This window comes from Auritidibacter sp. NML120636, assembly GCF_003185945.1.
Lineage (GTDB): Bacteria > Actinomycetota > Actinomycetes > Actinomycetales > Micrococcaceae > Auritidibacter > Auritidibacter ignavus.
The window spans coordinates 256820-277575 of sequence record NZ_QHLO01000002.1 but is presented as its reverse complement, the minus strand read 5'-3'; the positions used below and the strand labels follow the sequence as shown (position 1 = coordinate 277575).

Here is a 20756-nt window from a genome sequence, read left to right as displayed (position 1 = left end):
GGTCCGTGGAATCCTGGTCTGCCACACAACCACCGTCGCTTCCACCGCAATCAGCTCGCCTCGAGCTCTTCGATTCCGCAACCCGGTCCCTGCAGGATGCGACGGTCACCGGCGATCAGGCCTCCCTATACGTCTGCGGTATTACGCCCTACGACGCCACGCACCTCGGCCACGCCAACACCTACGTAGCCTTTGATCTGTTGAACCGGTTTTGGCGTAGCGCTGGCAAGTCCGTGGTCTACACCCAAAACGTCACCGACGTCGATGACCCGCTATTTGAACGCGCCCAATCCACCAACGTGGACTGGCAGCAACTCGCTGAAGACCAGACCAATCTGTTCCGCTCAGATATGGCCCAGCTGAACGTATTGCCACCGGATTACTACCTCAGTGTTTCCGAGACGGTGGACTGGGTCATTGAGATCGTCACCCAGCTCTACGAGCTCGGTATCGCCTATCCGGTGCCCGGAGACAACGGTGACCCCGACGGCGACCTCTATTTTTCTATTGAGGCTGCCGAAGCTGCCTGCAACTGGCGCTTGGGTAGCGTGTCCGGGATGAGTCTGGCGGAGATGCAGGAGGTCTTTCCCGAACGTGGGGGAGACCCGCAACGTCCCGGCAAGAAGAATCCGCTGGACCCGCTGGTATGGAAGGCCGCCCGCGAAGGGGAACCCTCCTGGGATGCGGCCGTCATCGGTCGAGGTCGTCCCGGCTGGCATATTGAGTGCTCAATGATTGCCCGCAAGACCCTCCCGGCCCCTTTCGACGTGCAAGCTGGAGGCTCCGATCTGCGGTTCCCGCACCATGAATTCTCTGCTGCCCACGCCACCGCCGTGGATCACACGCCGATGGCACGGTTATATGTGCATGCCGGGATGGTCGGTCTCGACGGGGAGAAGATGTCGAAGTCCTTGGGCAACTTGGTTTTAGTCTCCCAACTGACCGCCGACGGACACGAGCCGGCAGCGATTCGGGCGCTCTTACTCAACCACCACTACCGCACCGACTGGTCATTTACCACCCGAGAGCTCACCGACAGCGCCGATCGGATCGCTGGTTGGCGCCGAGCCCTGGCCGGTGAAGCAACACAGGATGGGGCCGAGTTGCTCTCTGCCATACACCAAGCCCTCAGCCATGACCTGGATGCTCCTACGGCACTGCAGGCCGTGGATGTCTGGGCAGAAAGCGCCCACGCACGAGGACCGCAACCCTCGGCTCACGCCCCAACCGAGGCACGCCCCGGTGTGGCGGAGGTTATGGAGGCGGTATTGGGGATCCAGCTGATTACTGCTGATCATCCCGTCGACGCAGAAACCGCTCAAATTCCCGGGCAATAGATTCACCCGAGGCCTCGGGCAGTTCTTCGGTGTCCTGGGCTTTTTCTAACCGGCGAATGTAATCGGAAACTTCCTGATCCTCCTCGGCCAGCTCATCAACGCCACGCTCCCAGGCCTCAGCGTCTTCGGTCAGCGAGCCCACCTCAACCCGCATGCCCAGTAGCTCCTCGAGCCGGGTCACCAGGCCCAGCTTCGCCTTCGGGGAGGGCGCCTGGGACACATAGTGGGGAACGACGCTCCAGACCGAGAGCACCGTAAAACCGTCACGGGCGGCTTCCTCGGCGATCACTCCGGTAATACCGGTCGGGCCTTCATAATGGGGGCTGAGCACATCCTCTAAACCGGCCCGTACCGCCGACTGGGTCGAGAACAAGGTCGCGGTCAGCGGCCTGGAGTGTGGCACGTCAGAAAGATACGAACCGACCATCACCACCGCGTCGAGGTCGAGGTCTTCGGCTACGTCCACGATCTCGGACACAAAGGCCCGCCACCGCAGTGACGGCTCGACGCCAAGCATAAAATACAGATCCGGCTGGTCTTCGGTGGTGGTTCCGGCAGCAGAATGCAGAATCCGGGTCTGTGGCCAGTTGATCTGCCCCAGGGAGTTCTCCGCACGAGTGACCACCGGGCGAGTCATCTGAAAATCGTAATAGTCGTCATCGTTGACCTGCCGGTACTGCTCGGCATGGGCCTGGGTGGCGAGTTCTTCCACCGCGTCGGTGGCCGCCTCACCGGCATCGTTCCACCCCTCAAAGGCCGCAACCATAATCCGCAACGGTCCCGGGGAACGGTACGTGGGCTGTTCTGCACGGTAGTGCAGGTAGTCCGGCAGAGACCGCACCGGTTCCCGATCATCCGGCTCGGCCTCGGCTGGCCGATCCATGGATTCTTCAAAACTCACGCTCGTTTCACCTCGGTCAACGCAATAGAGACTATTGATCCACCTTACCCACTACCGCTGGAGACATCCGGGAAATCTCCTCACGTTCATTATTGGATAAGTGCCGAGTCGGCGACGGTGAGCGAAAAGATCAGTGGGGAATGCCCACGGCGAGCGCTAGAGTTAACCTTTAGTCCTGATGCCACCGAACGTCTGAAGGCCAACCATCACCACTGTGACTGACACCAACCGCTGTGACATTCCGCCCCGAGCACTGCAGGCCGTGCTGTGGGACATGGATGGTACCCTCGTGGATACCGAACCGGCCTGGAACGCCGCCCATGCCGCGATCTTAGCCGAGCACGGTGTGGAGTTCACCGACGAGCTGGCCCACCGGCTCCAGGGCCAGACCATGGCCGCGACCGCCGAGATCTTCAGCTCACTTGGTGTACAAATTCCGGCCGAGGAGCTGACCCGGATGGAATATGAGCGAGTCACCGCCCAGGTGGTCGGCCATGCGCCGCTGACCCCGGGAGCAGCCGATCTACTGGCGGACCTCAACAAGCGCGCGGTTTTACACGCGGTGGTCTCTGCCTCGTTTACCTCCCTGATTGAGTCCGTGTTGTCTGCCGTGCCGAACCATGGGTTCACCGCCACCGTGGGGGGAGACCAGGTGACCCACGGCAAACCGGACCCAGAACCTTACCTCACCGCCGTTGCCCGGCTCGGGCTAGACCGGGCCGCTGAGTCTGGTCGCGTGGTGGTTTTAGAGGATTCGGTCCCCGGGATCCTGTCTGGACTGAGCGCCGGACTGCCCACCGTGGCCATCCGGCGCACTGGCTCGGTCCCCTTACCCGACCAGATCACCGAACACCGGCTGGCCCGGTCCGGGAAGTTGTTGGTGGTGAATTCACTCACCGAAGTGAGCTATCAGCGTTTGCAAGACTGGGTGGCCCCATCGTGAGTGCCTCATCAGCCACCGTCTCGGAGCAGGGCATTGTCATCGCCCGCTACGGTCGGACCCCGATCCGGTTGGCCTGGAGCTGGTGGATCTTCGCTACGGCCTTGCTGATCCTGATTCGCCCGTTCTTCGTGATCCTCACCCCGCCGACGGCCCCGGGCTGGTTGCCTTGGTTGCTCTCGGCGTTCTTTGTGCTCGGGCTACTGATCACGGTGCTCTGCCACGAGCTTGCCCACGCCATCGCCGCCCGGTCGTTCGGGTGGCGAGTCTATGAGATCCGACTGACCCTCTGGGGCGGATACACCTCCTTTGCTGAGCACGATGGCAACCATCCCCGCACCCCGATGCGCTCCATGGTGGTGGCTCTGGCCGGCCCGGCTGCCAATATCCTGCTGGCGCTGATATTGACCCTGGTGGCTGAGCTGACCGGCCCACACCTTCCCAGCCCCTGGCTGGGCCTGATCTCCGTGCTCACCACTGGAAACTGGCTGATCGCTGCCTTTAATCTCCTGCCTGGGCACCCGCTGGACGGTGGTAGCGTGGTGGAAACCATTGGCTGGAAGATCACCGGTTCCAAGGCCCAAGGATTGATTGCTGCCGGCTGGTCTGGGCGCCTGATCGTCGCCGCGCTGATCATCGGGGTGGTGGCTGTGCTCATCCTGAGAGGCGATCAGCTACCCATCCTGTTATTGGTCGTCGTCGGGGTGCTGGTGCTGATGCTCTGGGGGGCTGCCGGCGAGGGAATTAAACGTGGCAACGCCCTGCGTCGTGCCGAGGCGACGGTGCTGGCAGAGCTCGCCGTTGCTGTCATCCTCGTCAGTGCAACCACCCCGGTGGCCCAGGTGATCGACAAGTTGCAGAAATACCCGGCCGGCTATCACGACCAGCCACTTATTGTGCAACTCAGTTCGTCGCAGGAGACCGGTCCCCCTCGGGTGACCGGTCTGATTGATCCGGCCACGCTGGCCCAGGTACCGACCGAATTCCGCCACCAGACCAGCGCCCACGAGGTCAGCCAGGCCTTTACCGGAAGCACCCACTACGTGCCCGCGGACCGGCGGATCTCCGAACTAGGTTCGGCCCTAGCCACAGATCCCGATCAGGTCTTCCTGCTCACCCCTGGCTCAGGCACCCCGGCCAGCACCAGCCAGCTCCCGGCGGCAGCTGTGTTGGGCAGTCGCATCGCGGTATATCTGTCCACCGGCCGATAAGCCTGCGACCCCGGTCCTGGCTCCCGCACAAAAACAAACGCTATCCCTCAACCCCACAGGAGACGTCTTCAATGCCGTACACTCCCTGCACACCCGGCACACCCCGACCTACCGGCCTGACCGCCCGGCGTGGCCCATTGCTGGCCGGCCAGCGGGTGCAACTCACCGATGAGAAGGGCAAGATGAACACCATCACGCTGGTACCGGGAGAAGTGTTTCATTCTCACCAGGGGTATTTATCCCACGACGAGTTGATTGGCGGACCCGACGGCGTGGTGGTCACCAATTCCTTGGGCCACCAGTACCGGGTGTTGCGACCGCTACTGAACGACTTCGTGCTCTCCATGCCACGCGGAGCCACCGTGGTCTATCCGAAGGATTCCGGTCAAATTCTGCAACAGGCCGATATCTATCCCGGCGCCCGGGTGCTGGAGGCCGGAGCCGGATCCGGGGGACTGACCATGTCGCTGTTGCAAGCGGTCGGTGATCAGGGACAGGTGCACTCCTATGAACGTCGCGAGGACTTCGCCGACATTGCCCGAGGAAATATCGAAACCTATTTCGCCGGCCCCCACCCGGGCTGGCACCTCCACCTCGGCGATGTCCAAACTCAGGCGTTAGCGGACCACGAACCGGGCAGCTTCGACCGCGTGGTGCTGGATATGTTGGCTCCCTGGGAGTGTGTGGAGATGGTCCGTGAGCTCCTGGTACCCGGGGGAGTGTGGCTGACCTACGTGGCCACGGCCACCCAGCTGTCTCGGACCGCTGAAGCCATTCGTGAGTCCGGATCCTTTACCGCCACCCGGGCTTCGGAAACCATGATGCGGGATTGGCACGTTGAAGGTCTGGCGGTCCGCCCCGAACACCGGATGATCGGACATACCGGATTCCTGTTGGTCACCCGCCGGATGGCCGATCACCAAGAGTCTTTGCAGTTGCGCAAGCGTGATAAGTCCGAAAAGTTCAGTGACGACGACATTGAGTTGTGGACGCCCAGCGACGAGGCGCGCTGGGTACCCGAAGAACACGGCCAACGCGAGGCCAAACCCAAACGTGCCCGCAAAGAAGCCCGCGCGGCAACCCGGTACGCCCAACACGCCGCCACAGCACAGCGCACCACCCAGGTCACCACACAGCAACATTCCGGTGAGCTGGGGGAGAACAACACTCAACCTCCAGGGTCCACCGCGTAGGATACGCGTAGAATAGAAGGGTGACCTCAGAACGTTAGGAGGGTCTTCAATGACGGAACCGGCACGCGTTGATTCCGCAACCACCGCCGAGCAACAGCTGTCCTCCATGCGGCGCCGTCTGGGCTCATTGGTGGAGAAGAATCGGCAGCTACGTCATGACATTGACGCCGCCTCCCGCAATAACCGGCGGATGGTGGAGATGCTGGACCTCACCCGCGAACAGATTGCCACGTTAAAGCAATCCATTGAAGACGCAGCACTGCCACCGTTTAATTTTGCCACCGTGTTGCAGTACCACCCGGCCCGCCAGGCGGTGGAGGGCACCGAGCTAGCTGCCACCACTCGGGCGAGCGTGGATGTGCTCTACAACGGCCGTAAACTCCGCACGCACCTGTCCCCGTTGCTGGATGCACAGCAGGTCGTCTCAGGTGCCGAGGTGTTGCTCGACGAATCCCTCTGCGTCATCTCGGTCTTGGGGCACACCACCACCGGCGAGCTGGCTCGCGTGAAAGAAGTACTCGATGACGGGCTGTTACTGGTAGTCGGTCGCGCCGATGACGAGCACGTGATGCGGCGGGTCCACGAACTGGCCGACCGCCCGATCCGTGTCGGTGATGCGGTCACCGTGGACGTGAAGTCCGGTTATGTTTTCGACGTGGTTGCTCTCTCCGAGGTCCAAGATGTGGTGTTGGAGAAGGTCCCCAATATTTCCTATGACGACATTGGCGGACTGGGCGATCAGATTGAGATGATCCGCGACGCGGTCGAGCTACCGTTCACCCACCCTGACCTCTACCGCGAACACGGGTTGACCCCGCCAAAGGGCGTGTTGCTGTACGGACCCCCCGGTACTGGTAAAACCCTGATTGCCAAAGCGGTGGCCAACTCCTTAGCCCAACGTGGCTCCGGGGATCGCACCGCCTACTTTTTGAACATCAAGGGCCCCGAGTTGCTGAATAAGTATGTGGGGGAGACCGAACGCCATATTCGCACACTCTTTGCTCGGGCCCGGGAAAAAGCCTCGGACGGCTACCCGGTGGTGATCTTCTTCGACGAAATGGAGTCACTGTTCCGCACCCGCGGGTCCGGGACGTCCTCCGATGTCGAAACCACCATCGTCCCGCAGTTACTGGCAGAAATTGACGGTGTGGAGTCACTGAATAATGTGATTGTTATCGGTGCGTCCAACCGGGAGGATATGATCGATCCGGCCATCCTGCGCCCGGGTCGCCTGGACGTCAAGATTCGGGTAGAGCGCCCCAATGAGGCCGAAGCTCGCGAAATCTTTAGCAAGTACGTTACTGCTGAGGTGCCGTTGCACCCCTCCGAGCTGGCGGTGCACGGCAGTCGTGAGGCCACGGTGGAGTCGATGATCTCCACCGCTGCAGCCTACATGTACGCCCGGGTGCCACAGACCGAGTATGTGGAGGTGACCTACCTGGATGGCTCCACTCAGGTGTTGCACTTTGCGGATTTCGCCTCGGGGGCTGCCATCGCCAATGTGGTGGACCGGGCCAAAACCCATGCCATCAAGGAGTATTTGGCCGCTCAAGACCATCACCCGCAGGCAGCCAAGGGACTGAAGACCCAGCACCTGGTTCGGGCGGTCTCTGAAGAATTTGCCGAACAGCAGGATCTGCCCAATACTTCCTCCCCGGAGGAGTGGGTGAAAATTTCTGGTCACCGCGGACCCCGGGTGGTGGGATTACGGATGCTGTGTGAGGCCTCGTTCTTGGGCGATAAGAACGAGAATGCCCGCCGGGTCGAAGAAGCGGTTAAAGCCAACCAGGCTCAGCACACCACGTCAGCCAACACCACCTCAGCGGGGGAGTAATCCGGTGACCGAGCACCAGCAGAGCTCCAGCCAGCGCCCACCAACGCTGTTGCCCGCAGGCGCCCAAGACCTCGTCCCCGCCGGACGAGCCACCGTGGGATGGGGTGTCCACCGGGTGGTGGGATTAGAAACCGAGTACGGGATTCACGCCCCCACCCAGCCGGGGGCATCCCACGCAGCCCTCTCGTTCGATGTCGTCAACGCCTACGCTCAAAAGCTTCAGGACGACCACGTCCCGGTGGCCGGCACCGAGTGGGACTACGGGGAGGAATCCCCGTTGATGGACGCCCGCGGATGGCGGATCCCGGTTACCGAAGCCCACCCCACCCAGCTAACCAACCAGCCACTCAACGATGCTGAGGGCAAACCGATCCACCAGCTGGTCAACACCTTATTGCCCAATGGGGCACGGTTCTACGTTGATCACGCCCACCCGGAATATTCCTCCCCAGAGACCACCAACCCTTGGCAGGCGATGATCTACGACCAGGCCGGGGATCTGATCATCGGCTCGGCGGTAGCGTATCTGAACGCCCACAGCCATCGGGCCGCGGTCCAAATCTATAAAAACAACACCGACGGCAAACTCGCCTCCTATGGGGCCCACGAGAATTACCTGGTGGACCGAGGCCTGAATTTCGAAGAACTCACCGCCCGACTCCTGCCGTTTTTCGTTGCCCGGCAGGTGATCACCGGCTCGGGCCGGGTCGGGATCGGCATCAGCGACCGCCGGGCTGGGTTCCAGCTCTCCCAACGCGCAGATTTCTTTGAAGAAGAAGTCGGGATCGAGACCACTATTCACCGCCCGATCGTCAATACCCGCGACGAACCACACGCGACCGCCTCCAGCTATCGGCGGTTGCACGTCATTATTGGTGATGCCAACCTCAGTCAGTGGGCCACCTGGATGCGGGTGGGCATGACCTCGCTGGTGTTGCACATGATCGAGCTAGGAACCGCCCCCGCCCTCGAGCTGGCCGACCCGGTCGCAGCGTTGCAAACCATCAGCCACGATCCGTCGTTGCAGGCCACAGTGACCGTCAATGGTGCCGGCCAATATACCGGGCTGGATTTACTAGAACGCTACCTGGAGGCCGCCGAAGACCACGTGCAACGTTTTCAGATCACCGATGAACAGACCCGTCAGGTGCTCTACGAGTGGCGGACTGCCGTGGACGGGTTGCGCACCGACCCGTATCAGTTCAGTGACCGGATCGAGTGGCTCGGCAAATACCGGTTGCTCGATGCCATGCGCGCTCGGACGGCCACTGGCAGGTGGGACGAGGCCAAACTGGCCATGATGGACCTGCAGTGGGCCGATATTCGTCCCGACAAGGGCCTCTACCACGCGCTGGTAGCCCGGGGGAGCATCCGCCAGCTCGTCGACGATACCGTCGTTCACCGGGCGGTGATGGACCCGCCGGAGGACACCCGGGCTTATACCCGCGGTCGCAGTATTGGCATCTTTGGCGCCCATCTGGCCGGGGTGTCCTGGGACAACCTGGTCTTCCGGCCCTACCACGAGGGCCGGCTCTACCGGCTGGACCTGCGTGAGCCCTTGGCCGGTAGCAAGGCCGAAATTCGCCACCTGCAAGAGCTGTCTACCGGTGCCCCGGTTGGGGAGGACACCGAGATCTTCCGCCCCGGACGCGAGCCAGTCCCGGCGACACCCTCACCGCAGACCAATCAGGCACTCACCGAGGTGCTCACCGTGCTGAGCCGATACCACAACGGGCCACGCTCTCAACGCAGCACCCGGTATGACCGCTAGGCTCAGGACCACCACACACCATTAGGACCGATCAGGAGGATCACCATCATGGCAGCTCAACAGAACTCACCCCAGTACCGCGACCAACGTGAAGATCAGGGCGACCCGGGCACCCCGGAACCGGCGACCGCACCGGCGACCAGTAGCAGCTCCTCGGCCGGGGACCTGGACTCGTTGCTCGACGATATTGACGACGTCTTAGAAACCAACGCCGAGGAATTCGTCAAAGGTTTCGTCCAAAAAGGTGGCCAGTAAACCCTCGATAGCACCACCAGCACCACGAAGGCCACAACCGTCTCAGACATTGTACCCTCGGCGTGGCTGAGACACAGAAAGGGGAGCCTCACACCATGGACCATCGCGCTTTCGGCGTGGAAACCGAATATGGGGTGCACTATGTTCCCTCCGGAATTGACCCCCGCACCGGCAGTCCCACCGGCCGGCTGAACCCCGAGGACGTGGCCCGCTACCTGTTCCGGCCGGTGGTGTCCTGGGGTGGCTCCTCCAACGTGTTCATCTCCAACGGGTCTCGGCTCTATCTGGACGTGGGCTCCCATCCCGAATACGCCACCGCCGAGTGCAGTCTGCCCAGTGAATTGATCGCCTCGGACAAAGCCGGTGAGCGCATCTTCGGTGAGCTGGCCCACCGGGCCGAAGCGGCCCTGGCCGAGGATGGATTTTCCGGAACCATCTATCTCTATCGCAATAACGCCGACTCCCAGGGCAACGCGTTCGGCTCCCACGAGAACTACACCATCACCCGGTCGCTACGGTTTCGGCGGCTCACCGATGCGTTGATTCCTTTCTTGGTCACCCGCCAGCTGATGACCGGATCCGGTGTGGTCATCCCGGACCCCTCGCAACTACCCGAGCAGGCGAGGTTCCCGGTGAACCCCGAGCCCCATTTCGCCTTCTCTCAGCGTGCCGACTACGTCCAAGAAGGGGTGTCATCCTCCTCCACCAGGGCGCGTCCGATCATCAACACCCGCGATGAACCCCATGCCGATGCGGCGGTACACCGGAGGCTGCACGTCATCGTCGGGGACTCGAATATGTCCGAGACCACCCAGTTGTTACGGCTGGCCACCACCGATCTGATGTTGCGGATTCTGGAGGCTGGGGTGCCCCTACCGCAGTTGCAACTAGCTCACCCGGTCCGCGCCATTCGGCAGGTCTCCCATGATTTAACCGGAACCGAGCAACTTGACCTCGCTGAGGGTGGTACCCGTTCGGCATTAGAAATCCAGTGGGAGATTCTGGCCTTGGCGCAACACTTTATTCAACGACATGGTGCCCACCACGATGAATTATCGGCGGCCATGCAACTCTGGGAGCGCACCTTGGAGGCCGTGGAGGCCCAAGATTTTTCTCGGATTGATACCGAGATCGACTGGGCTATTAAGTACCGGTTTATCAACCGCTATTGCGAGAAAAACGGTTATGGTCTTGATCACCCGCGGGTCAAACAATTGGATCTGTCCTATCACGACATCAACCCCGATCGGAGCTTGTTTTACTTGTTGCAATCACGCAATGCAGCCCGTCGGGTCCTGACCGATCAGGACATCACCCACGCCACCGAACACCCACCCACAACCACTCGAGCCAGTATTCGTGGCCGGTTTATCCGTGCTGCCCGCGATGCGGGGATGGGATACGCCGTGGACTGGACGCATCTGAAATTTGTCGATTTCCCGCTTCATACCGTTCATACAAAAGATCCGTTAGACACAGATTCCAGTCAAGTCGATGAACTCTTGGCACGCGCTGGGATCGAGGGATAAACCACGGTGCAAAATCTGTCACGCCTGCCGATGTTTGTGTAACCATTGGTAAAGAGAACCCCACCGGGAATGTCTATATCAATTACATGATCGAGGATCTATTTGTCCATGGCTAAGTTGTCTTCCCCTTGTTCACAACGCGCAACCCGACGCGCAACACTGATCACGAGCCTCGCCCTGAGCGCGTCCCTGATACTGTCCGGTTGTGGTGGCGCCGAAGGCACCGGCGACGTTGATGCTCTGGATGTCGTTGACTTCGAACAGTCCGACCCACAGCAGGCTCCTGACGTGACCGTGGATGGAGCGATCGAGGCCGATGAGGTCTCCACCCGAGTTTTGGAACAAGGCGACGGCGAAACCTTGGATGACGAAGATCTGGCCCTGATCCACACGGCTGTGGTTGACCCGACCAATTCTGAGGTGACACAAGAATCGTTCACCGGCAATGGGGAGGCCCTCTACATCGATCCCCGCTTAGCCGAAGAAGACCCGACCTTACACGAAGCGCTCACCACGAACCCCGTCGGGTCCCTGATGGCCTACTACGTGCCAGCCAACACCTATGGCAACGGCACACCCGATCAGCTCTTGGTGTTTCGGATATCCGAAGAATTGCCCACCCACGCCGACGGCGAACCCGTGGACGAATCAGAATTAGACCCCGCCTTGCCGACCGTCACCGAGAACGAGGAGACCGGTGAGCCCACCATCGAAACCCCGGAAGGCGACCCCCCGGAAGACCTCGAAGTCGAGGTGCTGAAGGAGGGCGAGGGCGAACAGGTCGATTCCAACTCGTTTGTGACCGTCCAGTACCGCGGTATTAAGTGGTCTGATGGTGAAGAGTTTGACTCTTCCTGGGCCAACGGTAGCCCAGCACAGTTTGACATCAACGGCTTGATTGAGGGTTGGAAGGAAGGCCTGGACGGTCAGCAGGTCGGCTCCCGCGTGCTGATCTCGGTTCCGCCCGAGCAAGGTTATGGCGATTCGGAAGGTCATGAGCTCCAGGAGGAAACCCTGGTGTTCGTCGTCGACATTCTGCACAAAGTCGACATGACCCCGCCCGAAGGTGCCGACCAGCCTGCTCCTTCAGATGAGGCCTCTGAATAGGACGACAAACACGATAGGGTGTGCCCCAACACCCCTAAATAGCAACTCTGTGAGGATTCACCATGTCTTTTGGCCAACGCCACTACGACCGGACCCGTCCCGAGATCGATTTTCCGGGGGAGACGCCTCCGACTGAGCTGGTCATTGAGGATGTGATCACCGGGGCCGGCCCCGAGGTCACAGCCGGGGATAAAGTTTCCTGCCACTACGTAGGTGTCGCCTGGTCGACCGGTGCCGAGTTTGATGCCTCGTGGAACCGGGGCACACCTCTGGACTTCACGGCCGGAATCGGTCAGGTGATCCCAGGCTGGGATCAGGGGTTACTCGGCATGAAGGCCGGAGGCCGTCGTCGCTTGGAGATTCCACCCCACCTGGCTTATGGTGAGCGTGGTGCCGGTGCTGACATCGGCCCGAACGAGACCCTGATTTTCGTCGTCGACCTGGTGAGCGTGAACTAATTAGCACCAAACAACAGCGCAGTGTTGAACGCATCGTCTCCCTGATGTGGCTCCTGCTGGACTCCACACAGGGACTGACGAAGCGTCAGATTCGGCACTGCGTTGACGACTATCGCGAACTCAACGACGACAGTTTCGACCGACAGTTCACCCGGGATAAGACCAGTCTGCGAGACATCGGCATCCCGCTGGTTTCCGATGAGATCGAAATGCTGGAGCACACCGAGCACCGGTACCGGATTGATCGGGACCAGCTATTCTTGCCTTCCATCGATCTGGAACCAGAAGAGTTCCGTGCCCTGAATCAGGCCCGTGGGGTCTGGGACCATACCCCACTGCAAGCTGCAGCACGACGTGCCACCGGCCGGATGGGACTGCAGACGGCCACTCAGTACGAGCACGGTACCGAACCCAGCCTCTCAGCACAGCTGGCCAATACGTCGAAAAACCTGGTGCAACTGTCCGAGATGGCTCTCGCCCAGCAGGTGATCCGATTCGGCTACCGTGCTGCAGATGGCACCTACTCGGCCCAGCGGTCCGTCCGGGCCTGGGTCGTGGTCATGGCCAACGGACAGTGGTATCTGGTGGGGTGGGATCTGGACCGACAAGCGGTCCGGAATTTCCGCCTGACTCGGTTCACCACTGATCCCAAACCGGTCACCGACCGTGACCCGAATACACTACCGACCGACTCCCAACGCCCGGTAGATCTGGACGTGTCCGCACTGCAACGTCAGCTGATCCCCACCGACGATCCGCTCACCACGGTGCAGGTTTGGGTTGCGGACGGCCACGGCCCGCAATTGCGAATGCTGGGGACCGTACTGCAGTCCTCGAGCTCGACCCCGGGTTGGGACCTGGTAGAGATTCCAGCCGCACACACCGTGGGCATCCACCAGCTTTTGGCTCGCGCGGTCGGCCACGTCGTGGTGGACCCACACCATCACCCCGATCTGGCGCAGTCGCTTCTGGCCCAGTGGCAACAGGTCATCGACGCCCACCAGCGACCCGATCCCGCCGGTTTTGATCTTCGAGCACCCAAACGTGAGCGCTTACGGGCCGCCGAAACCGAGCGGATCGCCCGTTTGCTCGACATTGTCGCAATTCTCAATGTCCGCGGTCGAACCAGTCGCGAAGAGCTCAAGTCTCGGCTGGGTTTGAGCGATCAGCAACTGAGCAAAGATCTCAACGTATTGCAGTTCTGTGGGATGCCCGAACGAGATTTTGCCGGCCAGCAATTTGATATCGACCAGGTCGGTGATTCGGTGGAAATCTACCAGGCCGAAGACCTACAGGCGCCGCGCCGGTTCTCACGGCCCGAGGGCACGGCCCTGCTCTCAGCCCTGGATGCCCTGCAACGACAGGGAATCGCCAGCGAGCAGGAACTACAGGCCATCCGCAGTGCCCGGGCCAAAATTGATCGTGCCATCCGAACCTCAGCACCGGCCGATCATGATGACCCCGACCAGTCCCTTAACATCGTGGCTTTATTCCCGGACCTATCCTTGGGCCCCTACCAACAGCTGGCTCAAGATATTCACCGGGCCATCAGTGACCGCCGGGTGATCGTTATCGACTACTACGGCCAGTTCGCTGATCGAGTCACCACCCGGGAGATCGAACCGTTGCGATTACTGTTCTACCGGCAACACACCTATGTGCAGGCCTGGTGTCGTCGTGCGAATGCCGAACGGTCCTTCCGGCTCGATCGGATCGGGCGTTTGGCCGAGAGCGAGGACACCTTCACCCCACGTGTGGCCTTGCACGCATTGGGCCTGCCCACCACCGGCGAGACGCATGATGACCACGAGACGTTGGTGGTGCAGTGCCTGTTCTCCTACCGTTTGAAGGATCTGGTACCCACCTACGATCCTGTCCGTGTGGCCGAACTCGATGACGGTCGCGTGGTTGCGGAACTACGCATGCATTCGATGCGTGCTCTGCAGGATCTGGTCACCTCCCACCCCGGAGAGATCCAGGTGCTGGGCACCACACCACAGTCCCGTCGCGTGCGAGATGAGCTCGTCGAACGCCTGGATGGAGCAATCGCCACCCAGCACCGTGCCATGACAAAGCAGGACTTTCTGTCACCGGTGACATCTAGATCGCTGTAGACTGTTCCACAGCTACGGAAAGGACGTGCCATGTTACCTAAGGGTTGGCCACTGGTCATCGTTATCATTCTTATTCTTCTGCTGTTTGCAGCACCCAAATTGCCGCAGTTGGCCCGCAACCTGGGCCAGTCCATGCGCATTTTCCGCTCCGAGGTCAAGCAGATGAAAGATGAGGACCAGGACTCCGAGAAGTCCCAGACCTCGCAGAAGGACTCCGCTGAGTCCGAGCAGGGCTCCGATATCCGCGCCGTGGAAGGCACGGTGGTCGAAGACGAGCCGGACCAACAACACTCTGAACACACCGCTCAGAACAACAACCGCTCCTAAATTTTTATCGGTGTGACTTTTCACGTCCATGACTGAAAACTCCTCCTCCGACCCTGGTTCGAGTAGCACGAGCACCACCGGCAAAAAGAAGTCGCGCACCACCACACGTCGCCGTCACAACCCCGAGGGGCAAATGCCCCTGAAGGCCCACCTCACAGAGCTCCGCAACCGCATCATCAAAGCAGGGCTCGCCCTGGTGGCCGGCACGATCGTGGGTTTTATCCTCTATCAGCCCACCTTCACGATGATCACCGAACCGGTGTCACGGTTAGACACCGCAGAGCATCCGGCCGAGGTCGTGTTTTCTTCGGTCGCTCAGCCGTTCGACATCATGTTGCAGGTCGCGCTTTTTACCGGTGTGGTGATCTCCAGCCCGATCTGGCTGTATCAGTTGTGGGCCTTCATCATGCCGGGGCTGAAGAAAAACGAGAAGATCTACACGCTCGGTTTTCTCGCCGCGGCAATCCCGCTGTTCATCGGCGGGGTGGTGTTGGGCTGGGTCGCGTTGCCCCAGGCACTGTCTTTTTTCACCTCACTGACTCCGGAAGGTACCGCGCACCGGATTCAAGCCACCGTCTATATTCCCTTTGTGCTCCGGTTGTTGCTGGTCTTCGGGGTGGCCTTGGTGTTGCCGGTAATCTTGGTGGGTCTGAATATGGCCGGGGTGATCTCGGGCAAACAGATCCTGAAACAGTGGCGGATCTCGGTGATTGTCATCGCCGTGGTGGCAGCCATGGCGGCCCCGGGCTCGGATGTGATCACCATGTTCTTCATGGGGCTGCCACTGACCATCTTGTTCTTTGTGGCCTTGGTGATCTGTCTGGTTAATGACAAGCGTCGGGTGAAGCGTCAGGCCAAAAAACAACGACAGCTCGATGAGGAGATTCAGCGCGGGGCGAGGCCACTAGGGGAACTTTAATCGTTTCCCCTAGGCTAAATAGCATGACCGAGGCAGATCAGCACTTATCACCCGCCGAACGCTATGCGCTGGATGCCAAGCGTCGACGGCAAGCTCGCACTCCGCTCGGCGAGTTTTCCGCCTCACTGGGTTTTCAGCTCGATGAGTTCCAGCAACAAGCCTGTCAGTACCTGCAACAGGGCCACTCGGTCTTGGTAGCTGCGCCCACCGGGGCGGGAAAAACCATCGTGGGAGAGTTCGCAATTCATCTCGCCCAGTCCTCGGGGCTCAAGGCTTTCTATACCACCCCGATTAAAGCGCTCAGCAATCAGAAGTACACCGATCTGGTTCAGCGCTACGGAGCCGCGCAGGTGGGGCTACTCACCGGGGATGTGGCTCGCAACCCGGATGCTCCTATTGTCGTGATGACCACCGAAGTGTTACGTAATATGCTCTATGCCGACGCGGAGCCACTGAGAAATCTCGGCTACGTCGTCATGGATGAAGTCCACTACCTGGCCGACCGTTTCCGCGGCGCTGTGTGGGAAGAAGTGATTATCCATCTTCCCGAGCACGTTGCGTTAGTGTCGTTGTCGGCTACGGTCTCCAATGCCGAAGAGTTCGGCGCCTGGCTGGATACGGTGCGGGGTTCCACCAAGGTCGTGGTCTCCGAACACCGCCCGGTCCCACTCTGGCAACACGTCATGGCCGGAAAGAATCTTTACGACCTGTTTGCCACCACCGGTGAAGGTGTGGAGAAACCCAAGCTCAATCCGGAGCTGGCGAAGATTGCCAGCGAACAGCAACGAGCCGGTCAGCCCGCCCACTGGGGTAAACCCGGTTCCGGAAAACGCGGTCGCGGTGGCAAGAGAGGAAAGGGTGGCAAAGGAAGCGCATACCGCTTCCGCAACCACACCTCCCAGCACCGCCACAGTCCCGGCCCGCGCGCCCAGTCGATGGCTACACAGACCCGAACCTCCCGCCCAACGATGGTGCGGGTACTCGAACGCGAAGCGCTGTTGCCCTGCATTACCTTCATCTTCTCCCGTGCCGGTTGTGATGCTGCGGTAGAACAGTGTCTGCAAACCGGCCTGGATTTGACCACTCCGGCAGAAAAACGCGCCATTGAGGATCTGGTTGACCAAGCCGGAGCGACGCTACCCGAGCACGACCGTGACGTGCTGGGCTTTTGGGGGTGGCGCGATGGCCTGAAACGTGGTTTCGCCGCCCACCATGCCGGCATGTTGCCACCGTTCAAAGAGGTGGTGGAGGAACTGTTCGCCGCCGGGCTGGTCAAGGTCGTGTTCGCCACCGAAACCCTGGCGTTGGGCATTAATATGCCAGCCCGTACGGTGGTGTTAGAGAAGTTGGTGAAGTTCAATGGTGAAACCCACGCACCCATCACGCCGGGGGAGTACACCCAGCTGACCGGGCGAGCTGGACGACGTGGCATTGACATTGAGGGGCACGCGGTGGTGATGTGGTCCGACCACCGGTTCGAACCTCATCAGGTGGTCGGGTTAGCCTCGCGTCGCACCTACCCGCTGAATTCCTCGTTCAAGCCCACCTACAATATGGCCGTTAACTTATTGGCGGTCTACGGTCTCGATACTGCCCGGGGGATTCTGGAGTCGTCGTTCGCCCAGTTCCAGGCCGACCGGTCCGTGGTGGGTCTGGCCCAACAGGTCAAAGAACAAGAAAAGTCCTTAGAGGGATACCGGCAGGCGATGAGCTGTCATCTGGGGGACTTCACCGAGTATGCTGCCCTCCGCCGAGAGCTGGCCGCGGCTGAAAAATCTGCGTCCCGGGTGAAAAAACGTGCCCGGCGCGATGCTGAAGAACAATCCTTGACCCGGTTGGTGGTTGGCGACATTATCGAGGTCACAGGTCCCCGGAAATTCGGGGTGTGTACCGTGGTCTCCACCGCCGGCAACCCCCATAACCCCCGAGTTGCGGTCATTACCCATAAGGGGCAGTTTCGCCGGGTCGGCACTGATGATCTCGCGGAACCGGTGGAACCGATCGGGTCGGTGAATTTGCCCAAGAATCTGCTCACCAAGACTCCCACGCAACGCAAAACGATCGCTTCCTGGGCTCGCGAAGCCCTGCGCCGGAATCAGAAACCTCGGCCGCGCGAAGAAATCACCGGGTTCCGGTACCGGGATGAATCCGCGATCGAACGCGTCGAAGAGTTGCGGGCGATGTTGCGCGCCCATCCGTGCGATACCTGTGCCGACCGAGAAGAACACGCCCGCTGGGCCAACCGGTGGGCCACGTTGCGCTCTGAAACCGACCGGTTGATCTCCACGATCGACTCGCGGACCAACACGATTGCCACCACCTTCGAACGCATCCTGGGCTTGTTGGCCGATTACGACTACGTCGATCTGGAAACCGAGACGCTCACCAAACCCGGACACGTCCTGCGCCGGATCTATGGGGAACGTGACCTGTTGACCGCATTGTTGCTTCAAGACGGGGTGACTGACACCATGTCGCCCGAAGACCTAGCCGGTCTGGCGGCGCTGTTGGTATTTGAGGGCTCCGAGGAGGAATTGATCGTCCAACCCGATATGCCCACCCCGGCACTGACCGAGGCGCTGGATGCCAGCGACGCGATCTGGTACCAGCTCCAAGATGCCGAGTCACAAGCCAGTCTGAAAGTCACCCCGCAACCGCACCCGGGGTTGGTGTGGCCAGTCTTCCGGTGGGTTCGCGGTCAATCGTTGACCCTGTGCCTGTCCGGCACCACGCTAGCGGCCGGAGACTTTGTCCGGTGGGCCCGGCAAGTGATCGATATGCTGGACCAGCTGGCGAAGGCCAGCCCGGATGCGGATTTTTCCCGGCGGTGCTTTAAAGCCAAGGACCTGGTTAATCGCGGCATCGTCTCCTACTCCGCCAGCCCCGACCCGCTGGGGGAGGATGGCCCCGACCCCCTCGATTCCCTGGAGTCGGACGAACCTACTGGGACCACCGATGAGACCCGCTGAGAACAGGAGAGAGAACACGCTATGAGCCTGCTACTGCGTAACGGCTTCATCCACACCGCTGATGACCCTTTTGCCACCGCGGTGCTCATTGAGGATCAGACCATCTCCTGGGTGGGGTCCGAGGAAACCGCTGACGCGATGGTCAAGGCCACTACCGACCCCGAGCCCACTGTCGAAGTGGACTTGGCAGGAGCCTTGGTGGTGCCAGCTTTCATCGATGGTCTGAGTACTCAGGCCCCCGACGTGACCACCGGATCCGAAGACCGGCAACTGGTGTCGATGACGACCGAGGCGGAATCGGTGGAGGACCACAATGCGGTGGTACGCTACGGTCCGATCGGCTCTGTAGCCCCACAGTGGTGGATCCCTCACCAGGAGATCGATGACGGGTTGACCCAGTTGCTCGAACACAGTGACCGGACACCGGCGGTGCAGGCGTTGATCGGCTCGAGGTCACCACACGAGTTGGATACGATTCTGTCTCGACTCGAAGGAGCCGATGCCGGTTGGCTAATGCGGGCCCGCCACCGGGTAGTGGCCAATCACCCGCTCAGCGCCGAGCAGATTCAGCGCATGCGAGCAACACAGTTGTCGTTGACTGTCACACCGCTCTGCTCGGACACACCCGAATTGCAGGCGCCGCTGGCCGATGTGGTCGCAGCCGGCATCCACCTCAGCCTGGGTTCCGGGGATGATGAAGCCAGCCACGAGAATATGTGGCGGGTCGTCACCGCAGCGGTGGAACACCCAGACCCCGCCCAGCGACTATCCACCCGGGCAGCCTTTCATGCGGTGACTCGCAACGGGGTACGGGTTTTGCCCTCGGTGATCTCCCAGCGGTTATTCCAGCACGGTCGGATTAGGGTCGGCTCACCGGCGCGGTTGGGTGTCTACACCGGGACCGAGCTGGGCGTGCAAGTGCCGGATGAATCCAGCGCCCAATTTTCCACAGATGCCCGGGCCGGCTCGGCGTTATTGCCGATCGTGGATTCCGCTACCCCCTTGCCGCAGCGCCAGGCCACTGTGGTGGGAGAGGACTACCGGGGGTGACGGGGACGCAAGCTCAGCTACCACGAGAAGAGAACACTCCGCGCTATACTCATGCGAGGAGAAGTCCAGCACGGCTAATCGAGGAGAGCCATGAAAGTACTGACCATCATCCCAACCTATAACGAGGCAGAATCCTTGCCCGGAACTCTACAGCGCGTGCGAGTGGCTAACCCCGAGGTGGATGTCTTGGTGGTCGACGATAATTCTCCCGACGGCACCGGCGAGTGGGCCGATGAGCAGGCAACTCAGGACTCTCAGCTCCACGTGTTACACCGCACCGAAAAGAACGGGCTAGGTGGGGCCTATTTGGCTGGTTTCGCCTGGGGCCTGGAGCGTGGCTACGACGTGCTGGTGGAAATGGACGCCGACGGCTCCCACCAGCCTGAACAATTGCACCGGCTCTTAGACGCGGTCAATCAGGCTGATCTGGTGATCGGTTCGCGCCGGGTGCCCGGTGGCAAGATGGTCAACTGGCCTTGGTACCGCAAGCTGATTTCGATGGGTGGCTCGGTATACCCACGAATTCTCTTGGGGCTGAAACTCACCGATATCACCGCCGGTTACCGCGCCTACCGTGCTGACACGCTTCGGGAGCTTGACTTGGATGCTGTCCAGTCCAAGGGGTATGGCTTTCAAGTGGACATGACCTTCCGCACCGCGCTGGCCGGTAAGCGTATCGTTGAGGTGCCCATTACCTTCGTTGAGCGCGAGTTCGGCGAGTCCAAGATGAGTGGCAATATCATCACCGAAGCACTGGTAAATGTCACCAAGTGGGGTGTGCAGGCTCGCTGGGAGACCGCCAAGAAAAAACTCGGCCTGAACTAAATTCACTGCCAAGAGC

The 20756-nt window shown here is 60.8% G+C and carries 17 protein-coding genes; 16 read left to right on the top strand and 1 reads right to left on the bottom strand.

Features of this window, described 5'->3' with window-relative positions:
- The first annotated feature begins 5 nt into the window (after positions 1-5).
- A complete protein-coding gene (mshC, locus tag DCC25_RS03055) occupies positions 6-1337 on the top strand; it encodes a cysteine--1-D-myo-inosityl 2-amino-2-deoxy-alpha-D-glucopyranoside ligase (protein WP_110100568.1) in 1332 nt (443 codons plus the stop codon).
- Here the strand turns inward: mshC and DCC25_RS03050 are convergent.
- Positions 1285-2238, bottom strand: coding sequence for a PAC2 family protein (locus tag DCC25_RS03050; protein ID WP_233242928.1), 954 nt, complete (start codon positions 2236-2238; stop codon positions 1285-1287). The genes mshC and DCC25_RS03050 overlap by 53 nt on opposite strands.
- A 214-nt stretch (positions 2239-2452) precedes the next feature.
- On the opposite strand from DCC25_RS03050, the gene DCC25_RS03045 reads away from it, so the two are divergent.
- From DCC25_RS03045 to DCC25_RS02975, 15 genes are all read left to right on the top strand, one after another.
- Positions 2453-3181: an HAD family phosphatase gene (locus tag DCC25_RS03045; RefSeq protein WP_110100567.1), complete on the top strand. Its 729-nt coding sequence runs from the start codon at positions 2453-2455 to the stop codon at positions 3179-3181.
- Entirely contained in the window at positions 3178-4389 is a 1212-nt protein-coding gene (locus DCC25_RS03040) for a site-2 protease family protein (protein ID WP_158524704.1), read from the top strand. Before DCC25_RS03045 ends, DCC25_RS03040 begins: the two co-directional genes overlap by 4 nt.
- A 71-nt stretch (positions 4390-4460) precedes the next feature.
- Positions 4461-5582, top strand: a complete 1122-nt coding sequence (locus DCC25_RS03035) for a tRNA (adenine-N1)-methyltransferase (protein ID WP_110098341.1) — start codon at positions 4461-4463, stop codon at positions 5580-5582.
- A gap of 49 nt (positions 5583-5631) precedes the next feature.
- Positions 5632-7416, top strand: coding sequence for a proteasome ATPase (gene arc / locus DCC25_RS03030; RefSeq protein WP_233487876.1), 1785 nt, complete (start codon positions 5632-5634; stop codon positions 7414-7416).
- Between the two features lie 4 nt (positions 7417-7420).
- The gene (gene dop, locus DCC25_RS03025) at positions 7421-9187 is read left to right on the top strand and encodes a depupylase/deamidase Dop (protein WP_233487874.1); all 1767 of its coding nucleotides are present in this window, start codon (positions 7421-7423) and stop codon (positions 9185-9187) included.
- Between the two features lie 48 nt (positions 9188-9235).
- On the top strand, positions 9236-9442 hold the full coding sequence (locus DCC25_RS03020; protein WP_110100564.1) for a ubiquitin-like protein Pup: 207 nt from the start codon (positions 9236-9238) through the stop codon (positions 9440-9442).
- Positions 9443-9537: 95 nt separating this feature from the next.
- Entirely contained in the window at positions 9538-10971 is a 1434-nt protein-coding gene (pafA, locus tag DCC25_RS03015; RefSeq protein WP_110100563.1) for a Pup--protein ligase, read from the top strand.
- A 108-nt stretch (positions 10972-11079) separates the two neighbouring features.
- Entirely contained in the window at positions 11080-12078 is a 999-nt protein-coding gene (locus DCC25_RS03010) for an FKBP-type peptidyl-prolyl cis-trans isomerase (RefSeq protein WP_110100562.1), read from the top strand.
- 62 nt (positions 12079-12140) lie between these two features.
- Positions 12141-12536, top strand: a complete 396-nt coding sequence (locus DCC25_RS03005) for an FKBP-type peptidyl-prolyl cis-trans isomerase (RefSeq protein WP_110098346.1) — start codon at positions 12141-12143, stop codon at positions 12534-12536.
- A 44-nt stretch (positions 12537-12580) separates the two neighbouring features.
- Complete coding sequence (locus tag DCC25_RS03000; RefSeq protein WP_110100561.1) at positions 12581-14650, top strand: YafY family protein; 2070 nt, start codon at positions 12581-12583, stop codon at positions 14648-14650.
- A 30-nt stretch (positions 14651-14680) separates the two neighbouring features.
- Complete coding sequence (gene tatA / locus DCC25_RS02995; RefSeq protein ID WP_110100560.1) at positions 14681-14977, top strand: Sec-independent protein translocase subunit TatA; 297 nt, start codon at positions 14681-14683, stop codon at positions 14975-14977.
- 28 nt (positions 14978-15005) lie between these two features.
- The gene (tatC, locus tag DCC25_RS02990; protein ID WP_233487870.1) at positions 15006-15896 is read left to right on the top strand and encodes a twin-arginine translocase subunit TatC; all 891 of its coding nucleotides are present in this window, start codon (positions 15006-15008) and stop codon (positions 15894-15896) included.
- A 23-nt stretch (positions 15897-15919) separates the two neighbouring features.
- Complete coding sequence (locus tag DCC25_RS02985) at positions 15920-18865, top strand: RNA helicase (RefSeq protein ID WP_110100559.1); 2946 nt, start codon at positions 15920-15922, stop codon at positions 18863-18865.
- Positions 18866-18886: 21 nt separating this feature from the next.
- Positions 18887-19915: a hypothetical protein gene (locus tag DCC25_RS02980; protein ID WP_110100558.1), complete on the top strand. Its 1029-nt coding sequence runs from the start codon at positions 18887-18889 to the stop codon at positions 19913-19915.
- A 90-nt stretch (positions 19916-20005) separates the two neighbouring features.
- Complete coding sequence (locus DCC25_RS02975) at positions 20006-20740, top strand: polyprenol monophosphomannose synthase (protein ID WP_110098351.1); 735 nt, start codon at positions 20006-20008, stop codon at positions 20738-20740.
- Positions 20741-20756: the final 16 nt, after the last annotated feature.

What these genes read in the sequence shown, in the direction of transcription:
- DCC25_RS02985 (WP_110100559.1), top strand. Translation starts at nt 15,920, where the DNA reads ATGACCGAGGCAGATCAGCACTTATCACCCGCCGAACGCTATGCGCTG.
- DCC25_RS02980 (WP_110100558.1), top strand. Translation starts at nt 18,887, where the DNA reads ATGAGCCTGCTACTGCGTAACGGCTTCATCCACACCGCTGATGACCCT.
- DCC25_RS03000 (WP_110100561.1), top strand. Translation starts at nt 12,581, where the DNA reads ATGTGGCTCCTGCTGGACTCCACACAGGGACTGACGAAGCGTCAGATT.
- pafA (WP_110100563.1), top strand. Translation starts at nt 9,538, where the DNA reads ATGGACCATCGCGCTTTCGGCGTGGAAACCGAATATGGGGTGCACTAT.
- DCC25_RS03020 (WP_110100564.1), top strand. Translation starts at nt 9,236, where the DNA reads ATGGCAGCTCAACAGAACTCACCCCAGTACCGCGACCAACGTGAAGAT.
- tatA (WP_110100560.1), top strand. Translation starts at nt 14,681, where the DNA reads ATGTTACCTAAGGGTTGGCCACTGGTCATCGTTATCATTCTTATTCTT.
- DCC25_RS03005 (WP_110098346.1), top strand. Translation starts at nt 12,141, where the DNA reads ATGTCTTTTGGCCAACGCCACTACGACCGGACCCGTCCCGAGATCGAT.
- DCC25_RS03035 (WP_110098341.1), top strand. Translation starts at nt 4,461, where the DNA reads ATGCCGTACACTCCCTGCACACCCGGCACACCCCGACCTACCGGCCTG.
- tatC (WP_233487870.1), top strand. Translation starts at nt 15,006, where the DNA reads ATGACTGAAAACTCCTCCTCCGACCCTGGTTCGAGTAGCACGAGCACC.
- arc (WP_233487876.1), top strand. Translation starts at nt 5,632, where the DNA reads ATGACGGAACCGGCACGCGTTGATTCCGCAACCACCGCCGAGCAACAG.
- DCC25_RS03010 (WP_110100562.1), top strand. Translation starts at nt 11,080, where the DNA reads ATGGCTAAGTTGTCTTCCCCTTGTTCACAACGCGCAACCCGACGCGCA.
- DCC25_RS02975 (WP_110098351.1), top strand. Translation starts at nt 20,006, where the DNA reads ATGAAAGTACTGACCATCATCCCAACCTATAACGAGGCAGAATCCTTG.